We start from the raw sequence: 21657 nt of genomic DNA, 5'->3' as shown, positions 1-21657 counted from the left end.
ATTTTTACAATTAGACTCTATCCCCTTCGAAAACAGGTGCCGGACGCACCGTACGGACACTTATCAGCTGTCTGTTTTTTCAAGGGAATGAATGCATGCCGCGTTTTGGCTGGTTATGGCCTGTAGTAGCGTTAGGTGCTTTTTCCGGTTCGCTGGCCGCCGTGGCGGCGCCATTGCAGACCCCGGGTGACCGCGACCTGATCCGTGACCGCCAGCAGCAGTTGCTGCAAGAGCAACAGCGGCGTCTGGACGACCTCCAGCAACTGCCCGGCACCACCCCGCCCCCCGAGCCTGCGCCACAACCTGGCGAGCAGCGCTGTTTCACCATCAAGACCGTGGTGCTCAAGGGCGCCGATCACCTTTCTGCCGCCGACCAGGAACGCCTGGTGGCGCCCTATCGCGACCAGTGCCTGTCGGTCGCGCAGATCAACACCCTGCTCAAGGCCATCACCCACCACTACCTGCAGCGGGGTTATGTCACCACCCGGGCCTACCTGCCGGCCCAGGAGCTGGCTTCCGGGCAATTGATCATAGTGGTGGTCGAAGGTCGCCTGGAAAGCCTCGACAGCTCGGCCCTGGCCAGTTCCCGGGAGTTGGCCATGGCCTTTCCCGGCACCACGGGCGAGGTGCTCAACCTGCGCGAGCTGGAGCAGATGGTCGACCAGCTGACCCGCCTGCCATCGCGCCAGGTGGAAGTGGAACTGGCCCCGGGCGACAAGCTGGGCGACAGCCGCGTCGGCCTCAAGGGCCAGCGCCTGAAGCCCTGGCACGTGTCGGCAACCCGCAACAACAGCGGCGACAAGAGCACCGGTGAACAGCAGGCGGGCCTTGGCCTGGACTGGGACAGCCCGCTGGGCCTGGCGGACCAGTTGAGCCTGCGGGCCAATCAGGACACGGTCAGCGACCGCTGGCGCCATTCCGACAACCAGAGCCTGTTCTACAGCCTGCCCTGGGGCTGGTGGACCTTCAATTACTCCTACAGCCAGAGCTACTACCGCACCCGCAACGACAACACCGGCTTCCCCTTCACCATGGATGGCGAGAGCAACACCCAGCAGCTGCGGGCCGAACGGGTGCTGCACCGCGACAACCTGAGCAAGACCGGCATGAGCCTGGGGCTGAGCCATCTGCGCACGCGCAACTACATCGACGACCACCTGATCGATGTGTCCAGCAACCGCATCACCGAGAGCCAACTGGGTTTCAACCACGGACGGCGCATTGGCAATGCCCTGGTCAATGCCGATATCGGCTGGCAGCAGGGCATCGGCGCCCTGGATGCCCAGGGCAGCGGCAACCCCCATGGCAGCGAGCCGGTGGCCCGCTACAACAAGTACAGCCTGACCCTGAGTTACCTGCAGCCACTGCGCCTGTGGGGCGAGAATTTCAGTTTCGACAGCCTGGCCACCGGCCAGCGCAGCGAAGACTCGCTGTTCAGCCCGCAGCGCATCAGCATCGGTGGGCTCAACTCGGTGCGCGGTTTCCAGGACCAGACCCTGTCCGGCAACAGTGGCGGCTACTGGCGCAACCAGCTGCGCTGGCACCGCGCGGTGACCTGGCCGGCGTTGCAGCCCTTGGTCCAGGAATACGGCCTGGCCTTCGCCTACGACGTCGGGGTGATCAAGGGTGACCGCCACAACCAGGGTGCCCGCGGTCGCATGAGCGGCAATGCCCTTGAACTCAATGCCCGGGGCCAGTACCTGGCCGCGTCAGTCAGTTTCGCCCGCTCCCTGGAGCGACCGGCAATTATCGAGAGGCGAGAGCACCCGGTGTATTTCCGGGTCGATCTGTTCTTCTGACCTCGCCCCTAACGTTACTGGATGGATGATTTGCACATGGACGTACGCAAGCCCTTTGCCCAATGCATTGCCCTGTCGCTGTCGGGGATCCTGTTTCTCAACCCCATCGTCAGTGTGGCGGCGGGCCTGGCCCTGGACCCGGCCGCCGGTGGCAACGCGAGCATCGGCGCCGCGGGCAATGGCGTGCCTATCGTCAATATCAACGGGGCCAACGGCAGCGGCTTGTCGCACAACAAGTTCAGCGAATACAACGTCGGCAGTAACGGCCTGATCCTCAACAACGCCACAGGCCCGACCCAGAACACCCAGCTGGGCGGCTATATCATCGGCAACCCCAACCTCAAGGGGCAGGCAGCCCAGGTCATCCTCAACGAAGTCACCGGCAGCAACCGCAGCAAGCTGGCGGGCTATACCGAAGTGGCCGGGCAGTCGGCCCGGGTGATCGTCGCCAACCCCCATGGCATCACCTGCAATGGCTGCGGTTTCATCAACACCCCGCGCGCCACCCTGACCACCGGCAAGCCGGTGATCGAAGGGCAGAAGCTCGATCGCTTCCAGGTCGATGGCGGTGATATCAGCATCGAGGGCGCTGGCCTCAATGCCAGCAATATCGATCAGTTCGACCTGATCACCCGCAGCGCCCAGCTCAATGCCAACCTCTACGCCAAGAAACTCAACGTGATTACCGGGCGTAACGACGTCAAGGCCGATGACCTCAGCGTCACCGCTCGCGAGGCGGATGCCAGTGCCAAGCCGGAACTGGCCATCGACAGCTCGGCCCTGGGCGGCATGTACGCCGGGGCGATCCGCCTGGTGGGCACGGAAAAGGGCGTGGGGGTGAACATGGCAGGGGAAATGGCGGCCAGCACCGGTGATATCCAGATCGACGCCAACGGCAAGGTCACGGTGGCCGGGGTCGGCGCCAACCAGGCCATCGCGATCAAGGCCCAGAGCATCGAGCTCAAGGGCAAGGCCTATGCCGGCACCGAGGCAATCCTCAAGGCCCAAGAGCGGATCGAGGTGCAGACCAGCCTCGCGGCCCGGGACCGGGTGCAGGTGGTGGACGCGGCCCAGGTGATCAACCGCGGCATCATCGAGGCCGGGGTCAACACCGATAACAGCCGTAACGCGCAGGGGGTGGTCAAGCTCACTGCCGGCAACCTGGAGAACCAGGGCAGTGTGCTGGCCAGCCGCAGCCTGGAGCTGTCGGCGCGGCAGGCCCTGAGCAACCAGAACGGGGTGATCCAGGGGCCCAAGGTGCAGATCGACGCGGCGCGCCTGCTCAACCAGGGCGCCGACGCCCGGGTGCTGGCGCAGGCCGAGCTGGTACTCAACACCCCGGCCATCGCCAACCTCGGCGGCCTGATCCGCTTCGGCGAAAAACAGGCCGCCAACCTGACCCTCGACAGCCTGAACAACAACGGCGGGCGCCTGGAAGTGGCGGGTGCCGACCTGACCCTCAACGCCCGGGAACTGAGCAACCAGAAAGGCTCGATGATCGCCGACCGGGTGGACATCACCGCCCAGCGCCTGGACAACCAGCAAGGCCTGATCGGCGCCAGCCAGGGCGGCGCCAGCTTCAAGGTCAGCGAACAGTTGAACAACAATGGCGGCCAGTTGCAGGCCCAGACCCTGCTGGAAACCCGCGGCGGCGAGCTGCTGAACCAGGGCGGCAAGCTGCTGGCCGATCAGGTCAAGGTGACGGGCACGCGCCTGGACAACAGCCAGAAAGGCCTGGTCAGCGCCGAGAAAGGCGACCTGCAGGTCAGCCTCGATCAGGACCTGGTGAACGCCGGCGGCCAATTGCAGGCCGCCACCGAGTTGAACCTCAAGGCGGCCAGCCTGGATAACCGCAAGGGCACCCTGCTGGCCCCGCACATGCTCCTCACCAGCACTGGCAAGCTCGACAACCAGGGCGGTACGGTCAACGCCGACCGGCTGGAGCTGCGTAGCGCGGATATCGACAACCAGGGGGGCTTGCTGCAAGGCAAGGACAACCTGCTGCTCAAGGCTCGCGACCTGGCCAACAACCAGGGCCAGGTGCTGGGCAATGTGCTGACGGCCGACCTCGACAGCCTGAGCCAGAACCAGGGTGGGGTGCTGAGCGCCGAGACCGGCAAGCTGACGCTGACGGTCAAGCAGCACTTGAACAACGCCCTGGGCCACCTGCAAGCCAAGCACGGCGACGTGCAGATCACCTCGGGCGGGCTGAGCAACCAGGGTGGCGTGGTGGTGGGCGGGCAATTGCTGCTGAGCAACAGCGGCTTGCTGGATAACCGTGGCGGGCAACTGGTGGGCGACCGCCTGACCCTGACCACCCAGCGCCTGGACAACCAGGCTTCCGGCTTGCTGGCGGCGGGCAACGACGGTTTGCTGCTGACCCTGGACGCCGAGGATGCCCACCCCGGGCAACTGCTCAACAGCCAGGGCCGCCTGCAAAGCGACGGCCACCTGCAAATCAATGGCGGCCAGTTGAACAACAGTGGCGGGGTGCTGCTGGGCAGCAGCGTCGGCATCGATGCCGCGGGCCTGGACAACAGCGCCAAGGGCGCAGTGATGGCGACCCAGGGCGCGATCGCTCTGGCGCTGAACAACGGCGTGCTGAACAACAATGCCGGGGTGATCGATGCCGGCGAGCGGCAACTGCGGGCCAGCCAGTTGGCCCGTCTCGACAACCTGGGCGGCACCCTCAAGGGCCAGCGCCTGGAGGTCGAGGGCACTACCCTGGATAACCGCCAGGGGCAATTGCTGGGCGGCAGCGATGGCCTGAAGCTGGTGACCGGCGATTTGAACAACAGCCAGGGGCTGATCCAGGCCAAGGACAGCCACGGCGAGCTGAGCCTGGGCCAGGGCCGCCTGGACAACCGCGGCGGCACGCTCCAGGGCGCGAGCCTGGAAGTCACCGCGGCGACTGTGGATAACAGCGCCCTGAACGGCAAGGCCGGCTTGATCAACAGCCAGGCCGGCAGCCTCAAGCTGGTGGTGGATCGCCTGACCAACCAGGCCGGCAAGCTCTACGCCAACGGCCTGCTGAAAAGCACCGGGCAGGTCCTCGACAACCGCCTGGGCGGCGAAGTCAGCGCGCAGCAGCTGGACCTCAACGTGGCAGCCAACCTCTACAACCAGAGCGGCCTGGTGGAGTCGGCCGGCTCCCTGCTGCTGGTGGGTGGCAACCTGGACAACAGCGCCGGCGGTCGGGTTCGCGCCCTGGCCGGCGATCAGAGCCGGATCACCCTGGGCGGTGTTCTCAACAACCAGGGCGGCAGCCTGGCCCTGGGCTCCAGCGGATTGGCGCTGAATGCCGGGCAACTGAACAATATCGGCGGCGGCATCGAACACGCCGGCACGGGCCTGTTCAAGCTCGACCTGGCGGCGCTGTCCGGCTACCAGGGGCGCATCACCGGCCTGGGCCATGGCGACTGGGATATCGGCGCCGTGGATCGCAGCGGGCTGATGCAGCTCAACGGTGCGCTGGACCTGAGCACCGGCGGTGATCTGAACCTCAATGCCGGTGACCGCATCGCCAGCGCCAGTGGCCTGCGCCTGGGCGCCGCGACCCTGAACAACGCCGGCGAACTGGCCAGTGACGGTTACCTGACCCTGGATCTGGCCGGCAACCTGAACAACAGCGGCCTGCTGTCGTCCCGGGGCAAGCTGACGATCGGTGCCGGTGACCTCAGCCAGAATGGCGGGCGCATCGCCAGCGGCGGTGACACTGAGCTGAACCTGCGGGGCACCCTGGACAACCTGGGGCGGTTGATCGCCAGCCAGAACCTCTATGCCTCCGCCGCGCAGATCAACAACCGCGGCACCCTGGGAGCCCTGGGGCAGATGCAACTGCGCTCCGCCAACGGCATCAGCACCACGGCCGACACCCTGATCTACAGCGGCGCCGACATGCTGCTGCGGGGCAACAGCCTGAGCAACAGCTACGGCGATATCTACAGCGCCGGCAACCTCAGCTTCGCCGCCCTCGACGGCGGCCGTGCCGGCCTGTTGAGCAACCGCTCCGGGACCATCGAGAGCGAGGGCGACATGAACCTCAACGTGGCGTCCCTGGTCAATGCCATGGACTGGTACAAGACCAACGAAGTGATCGCCCGGCGCAGGATCGATATCAACTGCACCGACTGCTCGGGCGGCCACCACACCGCGGTCTACATGGTCAACACCACCTATGAAACCACCATGGGCGAGCATTCGGTCGCGGCCAGGCTGGTGTCCAATCGGGACCTGACGATCAATGCCGACACGGTAGAGAACCAGCAGAGTCTGATGGCCGCCAACCGTGACGTGTTTGTCACCGCCAACAACTTCTACAACCGCGGCCTGACCCTGGATCAGCGGCTCGAGACCATCAACTACCCCCTGCAGGGCGTGAGCAAGGGCGCCTATCGGGTGGTCGAGCGTGCTGCCAATAACTGGAATGCGCGCAACAGCGGGCGTGCGCCCAATCAGCAGGATCCGTTGCCAGCGGCGCTATTGCGGTACAAGCCCTCGGGGAGCAGCAGCGTGATAGTGCCCGGCAACCAGACCGCCTACGCCGCCACCTTGCAGGCCGGGCAGCGGCTTAACCTGCAAGTCAGCGGCACCCTGGAGAACGGCAATCTGAGCGAACAGGCCCGGGCCCAGCTCACCGGGCAGACCCTGCAGAACAGCCTGTCCCAGGTCGGCGGCCAGGTGATCACGGTCAATGCGCAAAGCTCCGCCGCCGCCAACCAGGTGGCCAAGGACGTGCAGCGCATCGAGAAGGTCGCCGCCGATGGCACGACCCAGGTGAGCTTTGTGCCGGTGGACTTCTCCGGCGTGCCTTTCGCCGCAGTGGACCCGACCGCGCTGTCGAGCTTCCGCGTGCCCCAGGGCGAGTACGGCCTGTTCGTCAAGAGCCAGAACCCGCAAGGGCGCTACCTGATCGAGACCAACCCGACCTTCACCGACCTGTCGCGCTTCATGAGCTCGGACTACATGCTCGGGCACTTGAATTACGACGGCGACCAGACCTGGCGTCGCCTCGGCGACGGCCTGTATGAAACCCGGATGATCCGGGATGCGGTGCTGGCCCAGACCGGCCAGCGCTTCCTCGCCGCCGGGCTGACCAGCGACTACGACCAGTACCGCTACCTGATGGACAACGCCATCGCCTCCAAGGACCAGCTCAAGCTCAGCGTCGGCGTGTCCCTGACCCCGGCCCAGGTGGCGTCCCTGACCCACGACATCGTGTGGATGGAAAGCCGCGTAGTGCAGGGCGAGAACGTGCTGGTGCCGGTGCTCTACCTGGCCCAGGCGGAAACCCGCAACCTGCGCGGCGGCAGCCTGGTGCAGGGCCGCGACATGACCCTGATCGCCGGCGGTGACCTGAGCAACGTCGGCACCCTGCGGGCCAGCAACGATCTCAGTGTGAATGCCGGCGGCAGCCTGTTCCAGGGCGGCCTGATCGAGGCCAACGAACGGGTCAGCCTGATGGCCCAGGACAGCGTGCGCAACGCCCTGGCCGGGGAGATTCGCGGCAACCAGGTGAGCGTCACGGCGATCAAGGGCGATATCCTCAACGACCGCACCGCGGTGGCGGTGGGTTATGGCGCGGGTACCCGCACCGTTCTCGACCAGGGCAGCCAGATCAGCGCGCGTCAGCAACTGGACCTCAGTGCCGGGCGCGATCTGACCAACAAGGGCCAGATCGCCAGTGCCGGCGATGCCAAGCTCAGTGCCGGGCGTGATATCGACCTGCTGGCGGTGCAGGATCATACCTCCACCAAGAGCGCCATTCGCCGTGGCCTGGTGACTACGGACCAGGTACAGACCCTGGGCTCCAGCGTCAGCACCGGCGGCAATCTGGAACTCAACGCCGGGCGCGACCTGGCGGTGGTGGCGAGCAAGGTCGAGGCCGGTCACGACCTGTCGCTCAATGCCAAGCGCGATATGGTCATCGCCTCGGCCCAGGACGAGCAGTCCTCGACCTTCTACCAGAAGAAGAAAGGCTCCTGGGGCAAGAGCAAGACCACCCAGAGCGCCGACTCCTCGACCACCAACGTGGCCTCCGAAATCAGCGCCGGGCATGACCTGATGGTCAACGTCAGCCAGGACAAGGACGGCCGCATCAGCCTCAATGGCGGGCGCGACGTGACCGTGGTCGGCAGCCAGCTCAAGGCCGGCAACGACCTGCTGGTAGGCGCCACCCGGGATGTCAGTGTGGTCTCGGCCCAGGAGCACCAGGACAGCTCCTACAGCCAGAAGAAGAAAGGCAGCTTCGGCCTGAACAAGAGCGGCAACAGCCGCACCTCCAGCAGCACCACCCAGGTGGGCAGCGAGCTGAGTGCCGGCAACGATGCGGTGCTGATCGCCGGCACCAACGTCAACCTTTCGGCCAGCTCCATCGAAGCCAAGCGCGATGCCGAAGTGCGCGCCGGGATGATCGACAAGAACGGCGACATCAACCTGATGGACGCGGCCAATACTTCCAGCAGCCAGAGCGAGAAGTACCGGAGCAAGGTCGGCTTCTCCAGTTCCGGCACCTTCATTTCTGTGGCCTCGTCGAAAAAGTCGGGGCAGGAAAATCAGCAGAGCCAGAGTGTTGGCAGCGTGATCAGCGCCGGGCGTGATGCGACCCTGCAGTCGGCGCGTGATGTGAACATGATCGGCAGCACTGTCGCCGCCAAGGGGGACCTGAATGTCGGTGCCGGGCGCGACGTCAATATCCTGGCCGGCAGCAACAGCTCGGACCAGAGCAACTGGAAAAGCCAGAGCCGTACCGGGCTCTCCCTGGAAAGCGACCGCAATGGCCTGACCGCATTTCTTGGGCGAGAAGGGCTCAAGGACAAGTCGCGCAATGCCGAACAGACCGCGGCGCCGAGCCTGCTGCTGGCCGGGCAGGATGTGACGATCAAGGCGGGCCGCGATCTGGCCCAGGGCGGCTCGGCAGTGGATGCCGGGCGGGACGTCAACCTGCAGGCGGGGCGTAATATCATCCTCGATGCGGCTCGTGAAGAGAGCCTTGAGGAGCGCAGCAAGAGTCGTGAGCGCAACGGTTTGACCGTCAATATCAGCCACAACTTCGGCAACACCATGGATGCCCTGAAAGGCACGGGCAAGGGGGACGACAACGTCAGCAAGGCGTCCAGCGTGCTGAGCACGATCGACTCGATCAACCAGTTCACTTCCGGACCGACTGCGGCCACCCACCTGGGGTCGGCCACTCAAACCAACAGTTCACGCACCCAGACCCAATCCAACCGGCCTTCGACCCTGACTGCCGGGCGCGACGTCAGTGCCATTGCCGGCAACGAGCTGGTGTCCCGCGGGACTCAGTTCGAGGCGGGGCGCGATATCAACCTGCTGGGCAAGAATGTCACGCTGGATGTGGCCCATGGCGCGGTGAGCGGAGATAGCAAGACCACTCGCAGCCAGGGCGGGATCAATGGCCAGAGCGGCGGCGGCAGTGCCCGGGCGGGTATTGGCGGCAGCCGGGGCGAGGCGACTGAAAGCTTCAGCCAGGGCACCAGCACGCCATCGGTGTTGTTGGCCGGTCGTGACGTGAATCTCAAGGCTGTAGATAACCTGGCGTTGATCGGTACTCAGGTTCAGGCCGGTCGTGACATCGATCTGGCGGCGGGCAAGAACCTGGAAATCCGTGCTGCACAGAATGATTCCAGCAGCGACTCCAACCGCCGCAGCGGCGGTGGTGAAGTGGGCGTGGCGCTGGGCGGCAAGGACTTCATCTCGGTCTACGCCAGTGTCGACATGGGCAAGGGCAAGCTCGACCGGGAAGGACAGCAGCAACAGAACGCCCATCTCAACGCCGGCGAGCAGCTGCGTTTCAGCAGTGGCAAGGACACCACCATCGCCGGAGCGACCTTGCGCGGTGATGAAGTCATCGGCCGGGTGGGCGGTGACCTGACGGTGTCCTCGGTGCCGGATACCGGCAAGGCCAGCGGCAAGCAGATGGATGCCAGTGTCACCGTGAGCATTGGCCTCGGCGGCGGGGGCAGCGTCAGCGGCTCCCTGGGCCTGGGCAAGACTACTGGCAAGACCGACTGGGTGCAGGAACAGACCAGCATTACCGGCAAGAACGGCGTGGATATCCGTACTGAGGACCACACCCAGATCGACGGTGCGCTGATTGCCGCTGACAACGGCAAGCTCAAGCTGGACACCAACACCCTGGGCTTTCGCGATATCGCCGGCCAGGACAAGGAGCACAGCTACTACCTGAATGCCGGCGGCACTTTCGGCTGGGGCGCTGGCGACGGGGCCAAGGCCACCGGCGGCAAGGACGTGGCCTTCACCACCGATAAGAGCCTGGAAGGCAAGGGCCAGACCGGCAGTTCCGGCTGGAGCGTCAGCGGCTACGACTATCGCAAGGAGCGTGAGCAGGAGGTGCGTGCCACCGTGGGTGCCGGCAGCATCACCGTGCGCAACGATGCCAAGACCGGCGCGGATTCCACCGCCGGCCTGAACCGCGATCCGTCCCGGGCCTACGAGATCACCAAGGACAAGGAAAAACGTACCGACCTGTATGTCAGCCAATCATCCCTGGAAGCAGCGGGCAGCCCGATCAAGACCCTGAACAAGTGGAAGAAGGGCCTTGACGACTACGGCAAGAACACCACCGCGCTGTTCGAGCGCTTTGGTGATCTGGACGCCGAGAGCCGCAAGCAACTGGCCGATAATCCGCTGCTGGCGCCTCTGGCCTGGATACCGGCGTTGATGAAAGGGGCGATGGACAAGGGCTCGTATTACACCCTTGGGACTTTCCCCGGGGTGGACTCCAAAGGCGGGGCGCTGGCGCAGACATTTATCACGGTGATCAAGGGCGATGGGCTGCTTTTTGCGAATACCACGGTGTACCAGACCAAAGATGGCGAAACCGTAATCAAGGATGGCAAGCCGATCGTTGATCAGGACAAGTCCACCATAACCCTGATCGAGGCCCTCGAAAAATCAGGTGTCCTCACTATCAACGGTATTCAGAACTCGTTGGATGAGGGCGGTGTTAATGGTTCGATGCAGTCCGGTGTGAACGAGTACGTGCACTTCTACAACCCGGCCCACGGCCTGATGGGGGATCTGATCGAATCGCTTTGGGACGAGACCATCGGCTACATCATTCCTTCAGGCATTTCCCGTCAGTTGCATGACGTGATGAGCGATGGGATCAAGAACGGCCATGTCATTAGCCCTGTAGCTCACAGTCAGGGGGTATTGATCTTGATGCAAGCATTGGGCGGATTGAACTTTCAGGTGAATGATGGTTCAGGGGGCGTCGCAGGTGTGCAAGCGTCTGGTGGACCTGTGGGGGCCAAGGAGTTTTACGACGCGGCAATGAAAGCAGGCTTCGATGAGAAAAGCATTGCCTTCCAGGTCAACCGTCCCGAAGGTCAGACGGTGTTTTTTGGTTTGTTGCCCAAGACCGATTCGGTGCCAGACCTACTGGGTTTCAACTACAGGAACTCCGACAAACCAGTGAGTTTGTTTGTCGGATCTATTTTCAGTCTCGGCTCACTTTTCGATCCACCTACCAGTGCACACTCCAACTATCTATGTGTGAACCGGACAATCTGCGGCGGTACGACCAGCCCCGTGCAGACGGATTTCAAAAAGCATAAGGATCTGTACATCGTGCCGACCCTGATCGATAAAAATGGCAGAGCGGAGCTTCTCAAGTGATTATGAAGTGGTTGGCGGTCTCAACCAGTGTGCTGGCCTTGGCCGGTTGTATCGTCTCCCCCCAGGAGTACGACAACAAGAGCATGCAAACCCGCCTGCTGTGCAAGATCGGCACTGAGCGGGTGACTCTTAGCCCGCGTCTTTCCTATGATCTTCCGCCACCCTTTCGTAACGCTGCATGCCCTTCACTGGTGGCGGATTTCGTTTATAGAAAAGAATCGAATTCGGTCTCGGTGACTATTCCTTCGGTGATCAATTACGGCACCGTACAGGCCACTTCGACGTCTGCTTCGATGTCGATCGACAGTTACCTGGGTGGCAGTCTGTTTTATCCCATGGACAGGTTCGTCGAGGCCCGATTGGCGTATATGGCGTTACCTGGCACTCAACGTCCACCGAACACTGTGGAGAAGCGCCAGATCCAGGATTTTGCCTGTTATCGCTTCTACCGCGTGAACGATATTCCGGCCGTCGGCATACAGAGCGATGAGGTCGAGTATTGGTGCTGGGAGAAGCAGAGCGGCTTGTCGATACCCTTTTACGTGAGTGCCAGCCAGAGTGGCAAAGTCGGTGAGCCAAGGGGCGATCTCGATCAACTCTATATCGAGCCGCTGTTTCGCAGTTTGACGATCAATCCGCTACCCGCTTCGATGTTGGCGCAGATTCGTGCAAAAACCGCAGCCGCTTGTGCTCATGCCAAATCCCGTTTCGATCAGAACCTGCCCTGGGGCGATGATTATCCGGATAAGCGCCTGGCCCTGACCCGTCTGCACTACTGTGGCTACAACGTACCGCTGCCGGACCTTCAGGCACCTTCTCCTTGAGCCCTTGGAGGTATTTTGGGCGAGCAACTACATAGGGAGATGTACATGAACAAGTGGATTTGGATTGCCTTGCTGCTGGTGTTGAGTGGTTGTGCTTCGCAACCACAGCGTAAGGATGACGAACAGGTTTTGTCCGAGGTCGCGGATCTGCTGCACAAGGACGGCAGTGGAGCGCTACCAGGCGAAGGGCAGGAGCTGCAGATGTTGGCCACGCGGATCAACAGCCACGGGGTGTTGCCCGATCGCCTGGTGATTGTGGCGGGTGGTGGGGTTGAACGTTTCAATGTGCGGGACATGTTCGTCAAGGTTTCCGCGAGCCCAAGCGGCCGGTTCCTGATGTACGGAGCCAACCCGGCCCTGGACAAGGCGATTGTCGGCGGCGCATTGAGCGATCAGCGGTTTCCTCGGGTCTGGCTGTTGTTTGTCGGCGAGCCGGAACAGGCGCGGGAAATGCAGGGCATCGCCGAAGCGGCGGGGGTCAAATATTCCTTTATCAGCAAATACAAGGAATGAGCTGGCTCGAGTTGGCCAGGAGCCTTCGCGCCTGGATCGAAATCACCTTGATCGTTGGGCTGCTGGGGGGCATCAGCGGCTGCATGGCGCCCCCTCTGGTCTATGAAAATGATCGCCTGGACTCCCGCATGCTTTGCCAGGAAGGCGCGAAGCGGGTCACCCTGATGCAGCGCTATTCCTTCGATCTGCCCGGGCCTTATCGGCATTCGCGGTGCGGAACCATCACCGGCGGGTTCGACTATGAAAAGGGCCGTGATGCGCTGTCTGTTGGGACCACGGGATCTTTCTCCTATGGGGACATTCAGGTGACGGCTTCCGCGCTCTATATGCGGGTCAACAGCTTTCTCGATGGCTGGGGGGATGGCTTGCTCTATCCGAAGCAGGCCTTTCTTGATGATTTGCTGGCCAGGCAGGCGTTGCCCTCCTATCACGGCGTCAAACCCAGCAGCATTGATTGGGTGAGCATGCAGGGGCACCAATGCCTGCGCATCTACGAGCGTTGGGAAGGGGTCGCTGTTGGCATTTTCGAGGATGAGGTCAAGTACTGGTGCTGGGAGCAGGAAAGCGGCCTGCAACAACCCTTCTATGTGCATGCTGGCCAGCGCCTGCCCCTGGGAAGCAAGGGCTACGACCTGGATCAGGTGTTTATCCTGCCGCTCTTCCAGAGCCTGAAAATCAACCCTCTGCCAGAACCGGTGCTGGCCAAGGCCCGAGCTGGTATTCAGAAGGCTTGTGCCCATGTCAAATCGCGCTACGAGCAGAACCTGAAATGGGGCGATGACTACCCCGACAAGCGCCTGACCCTGACCCGCCTGCACTACTGCGGCTATGACGTGCCGCTGCCCGACCTTTCGGCCCCCGTGCCCGCGGCCAAGAGCAACTGACGCGGAACCTGCCACCTGGCGCTGGCACCCTCAGGAGCCGCGTCCTTACGGCGCTTGCCCCTATTCCTCGGCGGTGAAGGCTGGCAGACTGCCGGTCTTTTCCCGCTGTTTGTCTTGAGGCTGTATGCCAACGTTTTCACAGCGTCATCTGTTGTATATCAGTTGGATCATCATCTTTGGCGGCTTGCTGCTGGTGCTGCCGTTGCGGCTGTTACCCAGCCTGCTGGCGGGGCTCTTGGTGTTCGAACTGGTGAACATGCTCACCCCGCAATTGCAGCGCTTGATCGAGGGGCGGCGCGCGCGCTGGCTGGCGGTGGCCCTGCTTGGCACCCTGGTGGTCAGCCTGCTGACCCTGTTGTTCGCCGGGGCCATCAGCTTCCTCCTGCATGAAGCCGAGAACCCCGGCGCGTCACTGGGCAAGTTCATGCAGGTGGTGGACAAGGCCCGGGGCCAGTTGCCGCCGTTCCTCGACTCCTACCTGCCGGCCAGCGCCGCCGAATTCCAGGCCGCCATCGGCGCCTGGGCCAGCAAGCACCTGAGCGAGTTGCAGCTGGTGGGCAAGGACGCCGCGCACATGTTCGTGACCCTGCTGATCGGCATGGTGCTTGGGGCGATCATCGCCTTGCAGCGCATCCCCGACCTGACCAAGCGCAAGCCCCTGGCGGCGGCGCTGTTCGATCGCCTGCACCTGCTGGTGCAGGCCTTTCGCAACATCGTCTTCGCGCAGATCAAGATCTCCCTGCTCAACACCTTCTTCACCGGGATCTTCCTGGCGCTGATCCTGCCGCTGTTCGGGGTCAAGCTGCCGCTGACCAAGACCCTGATCGTGCTGACCTTCCTGCTCGGCCTGCTGCCGGTGATCGGCAACCTGATCTCCAACACCCTGATCACCATTGTCGGGCTGTCGCTGTCGATCTGGGTGGCGGTGGCGGCGCTGGGCTACCTGATCTTTATCCACAAGCTGGAATACTTCCTCAACGCGCGGATCGTCGGCGGGCAGATCAGTGCCAAGTCCTGGGAACTGCTGCTGGCGATGCTGGTGTTCGAAGCGGCGTTCGGCCTGCCGGGCGTGGTGGCCGGGCCAATCTACTACGCCTACCTGAAGAGCGAATTGAAGCAGCAGGGGTTGGTCTGAGCCCCGTCTTGCCTCAACTGCGTTCGGGATCCTGATAGGTCACCGCCTGCAGGCGATCGAGGCCTGAGCCGATATGGAAGGAGAAGGGCCGGCCCAGGTGCTCGATCTTCTTCGCACATTCGCTGGTCCAGGTGCCTTGGCGGCTGTCGGCACTGAAGTCGGCGGCCAGCACCTGATCGCCCAGGTTGCCGATTTCAATCGACAGTTGCAGCTTGCTCCGCAGCAGATCGTCGGCGATCTGCTCTTCGCTCCACAGGCGAATATCGCCTTTGCTCATGCTCTCGCGCAGTTGCGCGTCCTTGACCTGCATCAGCGCCTGCATGGTCTTGGTTTGGAAGTTCTGAGTGCGGTAATTGAGGTAGACATGCTCGGGCGATTGCTCGGGGATCTGCCGCACGCTCAGCCCCTTGAAGGGCAGCTCGCCCTTGAGTTGCCCCTCGATACTGCAGATGATCTGCACCGGCACCCCGCTCTGGGTGAACAGGCCCATGGCCCGGTCCAGATATTTATAGCGCGCTGAAAGCTGTATCTCTGAGGTGATGGCCAGCTCCAGGGGAATCGGTTGTGCAGCTGCCGCCCCGGGCTGTGTGGCGAGTGTCAGGTCGACGGCCATGCTGCTGGCCGCCCGCGCCTTGATGACTTCGTCGAACAGGGCGCGCAGGGCCGTCCGCTGCTCAGGGCTGACCGCGCCGTCGAGGGCCAGATGGACCACTCGGGAATCTTGCTCATCCAGCTCCAGCACTATCTGTTCAGGGGCGATGCCGCGGGAGCTGATGGCCTCCTTCAGCTGGGTGCTGACCTTGGCATTGACCTGTTCGCCCCGATACCCCACCGGCTGCTCGAAGTGCAGGGACATGAAGTCTTCCTTGCAGCCGGTCAGCAGCAGGGCGGTTAGCAGGGGCAACACTTTGCACAGCTTCATCGTTTCGATTCCTTGCGAAAAAAATTTCCATCCCTGGGCGACCAACGTCGGGTGCGGGGTTCCTAGCCGTAACGCTTCTTGGCCTCGATCGCGAGGCCGCTGCCGATGCTGCCGAAGATATTGCCTTCCACGTGCCGGGCATTGGGCAGCATCGCCGCCACGCTCTGGCGCAGGGCCGGGATACCGCTGGAACCGCCGGTGAAGAACACCGTGTCGACCTGGCCAACAGCGATATTGGCGTCGGCCAAGAGTTGGCTGACGCTGGTGCGGATGCGTTCCAGCAGGTTGTCGATGGACGACTCGAACAGCGCCCGGGTCAGGTCGACGCTCAGGTCGCGCTCGATCCGGTCCAGGGGCACCAGGCGGTTGTCGGCGTGGGTCAGCTGGATCTTGGTCTCTTCCACCTCCATGGCCAGCCAGTGCCCGGCGCGCTGTTCGATCAGCTTGAACAGCCGGTCGATGCCGCCGGTGTCCTCGATGTCGTAGCGCATGCTGCCCAGGGCCAGTTGGGATTTCTGCGAGTACACCGAGTTGATGGTGTGCCAGGTGGCCAGGTTCATGTGGTGGCTGGTGGGCATATAGGCACCACTTTTCATCCGGCTGCCGTAGCCGAACAGCGGCATTACGCCGGCCAGCGAAAGCTGTTTGTCGAAATCGGTGCCGCCCACATGCACGCCGCCAGTGGCGAGGATGTCGTCATGCCGGTTGTCGACACCACGGCGCTCGGGGGACAGGCGCACCAGGGAGAAGTCCGAGGTACCACCGCCGATGTCGACGATCAGTACCAGTTCCTCGCGCTCGATGGTGGACTCGTAGTCGAAGGCCGCGGCGATGGGTTCGTACTGGAAGGAGACTTCCTTGAAACCGACCTTGCGCGCCACGTCCACCAGGGTGTCCTGGGCTTCCTGGTCGGCGGCGGCGTCGTCATCGACGAAGAACACCGGGCGGCCCAGCACCACTTCCTCGAATTCCCGACCGGCGGCGGCTTCGGCACGGCTTTTCAGCTGGCCGATAAACAGCCCCAGCAGGTCCTTGAACGGCATGGCGGTGCCCAGCACGCTGGTGTCGTGCTTGATCAGCTTGGAGCCCAGCAGGCTCTTCAGCGAGCGCATCAGCCGGCCTTCGTAGCCTTCCAGGTACTCGTGCAACGCCAGGCGACCGTACACCGGACGGCGCTCCTCGATATTGAAGAACACCACCGAGGGCAGGGTGATCTTGTCGTCCTCCAGGGCGATCAGGGTCTCCTCGCCGGGGCGCAGCCAGCCGACGGTGGAGTTGGAGGTACCGAAGTCAATGCCGCAGGCACGGGCCGGGGTGGCGTTGTTCATGTCTCTGGATCCGGTGCAAAAAACGGCCGCGAAGCGTACGCCAGTCCCGGAGCGTTGCAAAGGCCGACTATCTGCTAAATCACCTGCACAGGTGCCTTGAAAGACTATCCTTGACCCCCAAACTTGCAGGCATGAGCCTGGCAAGCCCTGGGCGTTCGCAAGAACTGCCGCCGGCTGCCGATAAACTTCTGATGCGCCGTTCAGTCAGAGGATTGAGACCGATCAATCCCCATGCCGGCAGACCGAGCATGCTGTGCTGCACGCGCGCGACTTTGATAACGGATGGTGATTCCCGCGATGGACTTCAAAGACTATTACAAGATTCTCGGCGTGGAGCCGACGGCGGACGATAAGGCGATCAAGGCCGCCTATCGCAAGCTGGCGCGCAAGTACCACCCCGACGTCAGCAAGGAAAAGGATGCCGAGGCCAAGTTCAAGGACGCCTCGGAAGCCTATGAGGCGCTGAAAAGCGCCGACAAGCGCGCCGAATACGATGAGCTGCGCAAGTATGGCCAGCATGGCCAGCCGTTCCAGGGGCCACCAGGCTGGCAGAGCCGTGGCGGCTTTGGCGGCGCCGGCGGTGGCGATTTCTCGGACTTCTTCAGTTCGATCTTTGGTAACCGGGGGCCAGGATTCGGCGGCCCGGAGCAGCGCCGCAGCAGCGGCCGTCGTGGACAGGATGTGGACATGGAACTGCCGATCTTTCTTGAGGAAACCCTGTCCACCGAGTCGAAGAAGATCAGCTTCCAGGTGCCGCAATACAATGCCGCTGGCCAGCATGTGAGCAATACCAGCAAGAGCCTGAACGTGAAGATTCCGGCCGGGGTCAGCGACGGCGAGCGCATCCGCCTCAAGGGCCAGGGCGCGCCGGGCGTGGGCGGCGGGGCCAATGGCGACCTGTACCTGACCATCCGTTTCGCGCCCCATCCGAAATTCGATGTCGAAGGCGAGAACCTGATCATCACCCTGCCTCTGGCACCCTGGGAGCTGGCGCTGGGCACCGAGGTGGCGGTGCCGACCCTGACCGGCAAGATCAACCTCAAGGTCCCGGCCGGCAGCCAGAACGGCCAGCGCATGCGCGCCAAGGGCCATGGCCTGCTGAACAAGGACGGCCAGCGCGGCTATCTGTTCGTTCAGCTCAAGGCGGTGATGCCCAAGCACAGCAGCGACGAGGTCAAGGCCTTGTGGCAGCAACTGGCGAAGAAGGCGGCGTTCGACCCTCGGGAACATTTCTGATTCGACACTAGGAGGCGCTGATCATGAGCACCCTGATCGTTCAGCTGGACATGCAAGAGTTCTGTGAGGTGGCCGAGCTACCGGCAGCCTACGTGATCGAGATCGTCGAGCACGGCATCCTCGAACCTCAGGGCGTGCAGCCCAGGGATTGGCGTTTCAACGATGTGGAAGTGGCTCTGGCCAAGCGTGCGGCCAAGCTGCGCCACGACCTGGACCTGGAATGGGAAGGCGTGGCCCTGGCACTGGACCTGCTGGACGAAGTGCGCCAGCTGCGGGCCGAGAACCAGATGCTCAAGCAGCGCCTGGGGCGCTTGCTGCTGGATTGACCGCGGGAGCCGGCTTGCCTCGAGTCTTGTGCAATCTGTACCGGCGCCTTCGCTGGCAAGCGGAACGCCGCCCGGTCAGCTCCTACAGGGTGGTGCGTGAAACGCGCGGCAGGACCACGGTGAAGGTGGTGCCTTCGCTGGCATTGGAACTGACCTCGATACTGCCCTGATGGGCGTCCACCACTTCCTTGACGATAAACAGCCCCAGGCCAAGGCTGGTGCTGGTTGTGCCCAATTCCTCCTCGCTGCTGCGCACCAGCGGATCGAACAGGCTGCCCAGGGCCGCAGCGGGAATCGGCGGGCCCTGGTTGTGCACGGTCAGCAGCACCTGCTCGGCAGTGCCACTGATGCTCAGGCTTACGCTGCGTTGGCTGCCGCCGTGCTGCAGGGCGTTGCCGATCAGGTTCTGCAGCATCTGCTCGATGCGTGCCCGGTCCCAGATGCCATGGCTGTCGCCGTCGAAACTCAGCAGCGGGGTGCACTCGGGCTGTCCGGCACAGGCTTCGTCCATGGCCGCCTTGGCGGCGCTGGCCAGGTCCATGGGCGCCGGGTCGATGGGCAAGCCGTTGCCCAGGCGGCTGCGGACGAACTCCAGCAAATCACTGACCATGGCCGCCATGTGCCGAGTGCCGCTCTTGATCCGTGCGACATAGGCCTGGGCCTCGGCGTCCAGGGCCAGTTTGCGGGCCAGCATCTCGGTGGACATGCTCACCGCCTGCAACGGCGTGCGCAGGTCGTGGCCGAGGATCGCCAGGAAGATATCCCGCGAACGGCTGACCTGCTCGGCATAGGCGGCGGTGGACTCGGCCAGGGCTTCGTCGATGGCCTCGTTGAAGCGGATCATGTCCTGCAGGCTGTCCGGGCCCTGGGATTGGGCTTCGGCGACCCACAGGCGAATCACGCAGGCGCGCAGGTGACGGAATTCGGCGGTCATCTGCACCAGGTCGAAACCCACGTGGTGGCGCAACTGGCCATGGCAGGCGGCCGCCGCATCCAGGCCGGGGCTGTGCTCCGGGCCCTCGCCCCTGGCCCTGGCCGCCTGCTGCCCTGGGCTCTGGGCGCGGCACATGTCGCGGGCGGCGGCCAGCAGGATGGACCGGGCATGATCGCGCAAGTCGCTGCGGGTCATGGCTGCCGCGTCGGGGGCCAGGCTCCTGGCGAACTGTTCCCATTGATCGACGATGCGATCGACCTGCTGCACGATGAAATCGGACAGGCGCATAGACGGCTACCTTACTGGGCAGAGTGGAAAACCGAGACGCATCTTAGCGCCTTATTCGCCGCTTCAAAACCGGCCGCTGCCCAGTGGCCACGGGCCTCTTAGAAGAGAAAGTAGCGTTGGGCCATGGGCAGCACATCCGCCGGTTCGCACCACAGCAACACACCATCGGCCCTGACCTGGTAAGTCTGTGGATCAACCTCGATCTGCGGCAGGTAGTCGTTGTGGATCAGGTCGGTTTTCTGCACGTTGCGGCAGCCCTTGACCACCGCGATGCGTTTTTTCAGCCCCAGCTGTTCCGGCACCCCGGCGTCCAGCGCCGCCTGGCTGATAAAGGTCAGGCTGGTGGCATGACGGCTGCCGCCAAAGCTGGCGAACATCGGTTTGTAGTGCACCGGCTGCGGGGTCGGGATCGAGGCATTGGCATCGCCCATCAGGCTGGCGGCAATGGCCCCGCCCTTGAGGATCAGGCTTGGCTTGACGCCGAAGAACGCCGGGCGCCAGAGCACCAGGTCGGCCCACTTGCCCACCTCGATGGAGCCCACTTCATGGCTGATGCCATGGGTGATCGCCGGGTTGATGGTGTATTTGGCGATATAGCGCTTGACCCTGAAGTTGCTGTTGCCCGGGCCGTCCCCCGGCAGCGGGCCGCGCTGGCGGTGCATCTTGTCGGCGGTCTGCCAGGTGCGGGTGATCACCTCGCCGACCCGGCCCATGGCCTGGCTGTCGGAGCTGATCATGGAGAAGGCCCCGAGGTCGTGGAGGATGTCCTCGGCGGCGATGGTTTCGCGGCGGATGCGGCTTTCGGCGAAGGCCACGTCCTCGGCGATGCTTGGGTCCAGGTGATGGCAGACCATCAGCATGTCCAGGTGCTCGTCGATGGTGTTGCGGGTGAAGGGCCGGGTCGGATTGGTGGAACTGGGCAGCACATTGGCGAAGCCGCAGGCCTTGATGATGTCCGGGGCATGGCCGCCGCCGGCGCCTTCGGTGTGGTAGGTGTGGATGGTGCGGCCCTTGAAGGCGTCCAGGGTGGTTTCGACGAAGCCCGACTCGTTCAGGGTGTCGGTGTGGATCGCCACCTGCACATCGTACTGGTCGGCCACGCTCAGGCAGTTGTCGATGCTGGCCGGGGTGGTGCCCCAGTCTTCATGCAGCTTGAGGCCGATGGCCCCGGCCCGGACCTGCTCGATCAAGGGCTCAGGCAGGCTGGCGTTGCCCTTGCCGGTAAAACCGATGTTCATCGCGAAGGCGTCCGCGGCCTGGAGCATGCGCGCCATATGCCAGGGCCCCGAGGTGCAGGTGGTGGCGTTGGTGCCGGTGGCAGGTCCCGTGCCGCCGCCGATCATGCTGGTGACGCCGCTCATCAGCGCTTCTTCGATCTGCTGCGGGCAGATGAAGTGGATATGGGTATCGATGCCGCCTGCGGTGAGAATCATGCCCTCGCCGGCGATGACCTCGGTGCTGGCGCCGATGGCGATGGTCACATCGGGCTGGATATCCGGGTTGCCGGCCTTGCCGATGGCGGCGATGCGCCCGTCCTTCAAGCCGACATCGGCCTTGACGATGCCCCAGTGATCGATGATCAGGGCGTTGGTGATCAGGGTGTCTACCACCTCGGCGGCCAGCAGCTGGCTCTGGCCCATGCCGTCGCGAATCACCTTGCCGCCGCCGAACTTCACTTCTTCACCGTAGGTGGTGAAATCCTGCTCTACCTCGATCCACAGCTCGGTGTCGGCCAGCCGTACCTTGTCGCCCACGGTGGGGCCGAACATATCGGCGTAGGCCTCACGGGAAATCTTCATAGCAGC

Annotated in this window: 12 protein-coding genes; 8 read left to right on the top strand and 4 right to left on the bottom strand. The window is 63.5% G+C overall.

Annotated elements, in window-relative coordinates; translation table 11 throughout:
* The first annotated feature begins 95 nt into the window (after positions 1-95).
* The 6 genes from J4P02_RS06355 (at position 96) to J4P02_RS06330 (ending at position 14818) form a co-directional block, all read left to right on the top strand.
* Entirely contained in the window at positions 96-1799 is a 1704-nt protein-coding gene (locus tag J4P02_RS06355; RefSeq protein WP_426188733.1) for a ShlB/FhaC/HecB family hemolysin secretion/activation protein, read from the top strand.
* Positions 1800-1835: 36 nt separating this feature from the next.
* Positions 1836-11462 (top strand): hemagglutinin repeat-containing protein, encoded by a 9627-nt coding sequence (locus J4P02_RS06350; RefSeq protein ID WP_426188732.1) that lies wholly within the window; start codon positions 1836-1838, stop codon positions 11460-11462.
* Entirely contained in the window at positions 11459-12286 is an 828-nt protein-coding gene (locus tag J4P02_RS06345) for a hypothetical protein (protein WP_426188731.1), read from the top strand. The genes J4P02_RS06350 and J4P02_RS06345 overlap by 4 nt, the downstream gene beginning before the upstream one ends.
* A 45-nt stretch (positions 12287-12331) precedes the next feature.
* Positions 12332-12799 carry a hypothetical protein gene (locus J4P02_RS06340; RefSeq protein ID WP_426188730.1) on the top strand — a complete coding sequence of 156 codons (468 nt, stop codon included), beginning with the start codon at positions 12332-12334 and terminating at the stop codon, positions 12797-12799.
* Positions 12800-12810: 11 nt separating this feature from the next.
* The gene (locus J4P02_RS06335) at positions 12811-13683 is read left to right on the top strand and encodes a hypothetical protein (RefSeq protein WP_426188729.1); all 873 of its coding nucleotides are present in this window, start codon (positions 12811-12813) and stop codon (positions 13681-13683) included.
* Positions 13684-13807: 124 nt separating this feature from the next.
* Positions 13808-14818, top strand: a complete 1011-nt coding sequence (locus J4P02_RS06330; RefSeq protein ID WP_426188728.1) for an AI-2E family transporter — start codon at positions 13808-13810, stop codon at positions 14816-14818.
* 13 nt (positions 14819-14831) lie between these two features.
* Here the strand turns inward: J4P02_RS06330 and J4P02_RS06325 are convergent, their stop codons facing one another.
* On the bottom strand, positions 14832-15740 hold the full coding sequence (locus tag J4P02_RS06325) for a hypothetical protein (protein WP_426188727.1): 909 nt from the start codon (positions 15738-15740) through the stop codon (positions 14832-14834).
* 62 nt (positions 15741-15802) lie between these two features.
* A complete protein-coding gene (locus tag J4P02_RS06320) occupies positions 15803-17068 on the bottom strand; it encodes an Hsp70 family protein (RefSeq protein WP_426188726.1) in 1266 nt (421 codons plus the stop codon).
* Between the two features lie 297 nt (positions 17069-17365).
* Here J4P02_RS06320 and J4P02_RS06315 point away from each other — a divergent pair, with 297 nt between their 5' ends.
* Together J4P02_RS06315 and J4P02_RS06310 are read left to right on the top strand one after the other, a co-directional pair.
* Positions 17366-18304 (top strand): DnaJ C-terminal domain-containing protein, encoded by a 939-nt coding sequence (locus tag J4P02_RS06315; protein ID WP_426188725.1) that lies wholly within the window; start codon positions 17366-17368, stop codon positions 18302-18304.
* 23 nt (positions 18305-18327) lie between these two features.
* Positions 18328-18630 carry a chaperone modulator CbpM gene (locus J4P02_RS06310; RefSeq protein ID WP_426188724.1) on the top strand — a complete coding sequence of 101 codons (303 nt, stop codon included), beginning with the start codon at positions 18328-18330 and terminating at the stop codon, positions 18628-18630.
* Between the two features lie 82 nt (positions 18631-18712).
* On the opposite strand, the gene J4P02_RS06305 is transcribed toward J4P02_RS06310, so the two are convergent.
* Positions 18713-19852, bottom strand: a complete 1140-nt coding sequence (locus J4P02_RS06305; RefSeq protein ID WP_426188723.1) for a sensor histidine kinase — start codon at positions 19850-19852, stop codon at positions 18713-18715.
* Between the two features lie 98 nt (positions 19853-19950).
* Positions 19951-21651, bottom strand: a complete 1701-nt coding sequence (gene ureC / locus J4P02_RS06300; RefSeq protein WP_426188722.1) for an urease subunit alpha — start codon at positions 21649-21651, stop codon at positions 19951-19953.
* Positions 21652-21657: the final 6 nt, after the last annotated feature.

It is taken from the genome of Pseudomonas sp. NFXW11 (assembly GCF_049887815.1).
GTDB lineage: Bacteria > Pseudomonadota > Gammaproteobacteria > Pseudomonadales > Pseudomonadaceae > Aquipseudomonas.
Note: the sequence above shows the minus strand (reverse complement) of the source record. Positions and strands in the feature narration are given on the sequence as shown.

Coding starts and splice junctions, on each gene's coding strand:
- J4P02_RS06325 (WP_426188727.1), bottom strand. CDS start 15,740: ATGAAGCTGTGCAAAGTGTTGCCCCTGCTAACCGCCCTGCTGCTGACC.
- J4P02_RS06330 (WP_426188728.1), top strand. CDS start 13,808: ATGCCAACGTTTTCACAGCGTCATCTGTTGTATATCAGTTGGATCATC.
- J4P02_RS06340 (WP_426188730.1), top strand. CDS start 12,332: ATGAACAAGTGGATTTGGATTGCCTTGCTGCTGGTGTTGAGTGGTTGT.
- J4P02_RS06305 (WP_426188723.1), bottom strand. CDS start 19,852: ATGCGCCTGTCCGATTTCATCGTGCAGCAGGTCGATCGCATCGTCGAT.
- J4P02_RS06310 (WP_426188724.1), top strand. CDS start 18,328: ATGAGCACCCTGATCGTTCAGCTGGACATGCAAGAGTTCTGTGAGGTG.
- J4P02_RS06355 (WP_426188733.1), top strand. CDS start 96: ATGCCGCGTTTTGGCTGGTTATGGCCTGTAGTAGCGTTAGGTGCTTTT.
- J4P02_RS06320 (WP_426188726.1), bottom strand. CDS start 17,068: ATGAACAACGCCACCCCGGCCCGTGCCTGCGGCATTGACTTCGGTACC.
- ureC (WP_426188722.1), bottom strand. CDS start 21,651: ATGAAGATTTCCCGTGAGGCCTACGCCGATATGTTCGGCCCCACCGTG.
- J4P02_RS06315 (WP_426188725.1), top strand. CDS start 17,366: ATGGACTTCAAAGACTATTACAAGATTCTCGGCGTGGAGCCGACGGCG.
- J4P02_RS06350 (WP_426188732.1), top strand. CDS start 1,836: ATGGACGTACGCAAGCCCTTTGCCCAATGCATTGCCCTGTCGCTGTCG.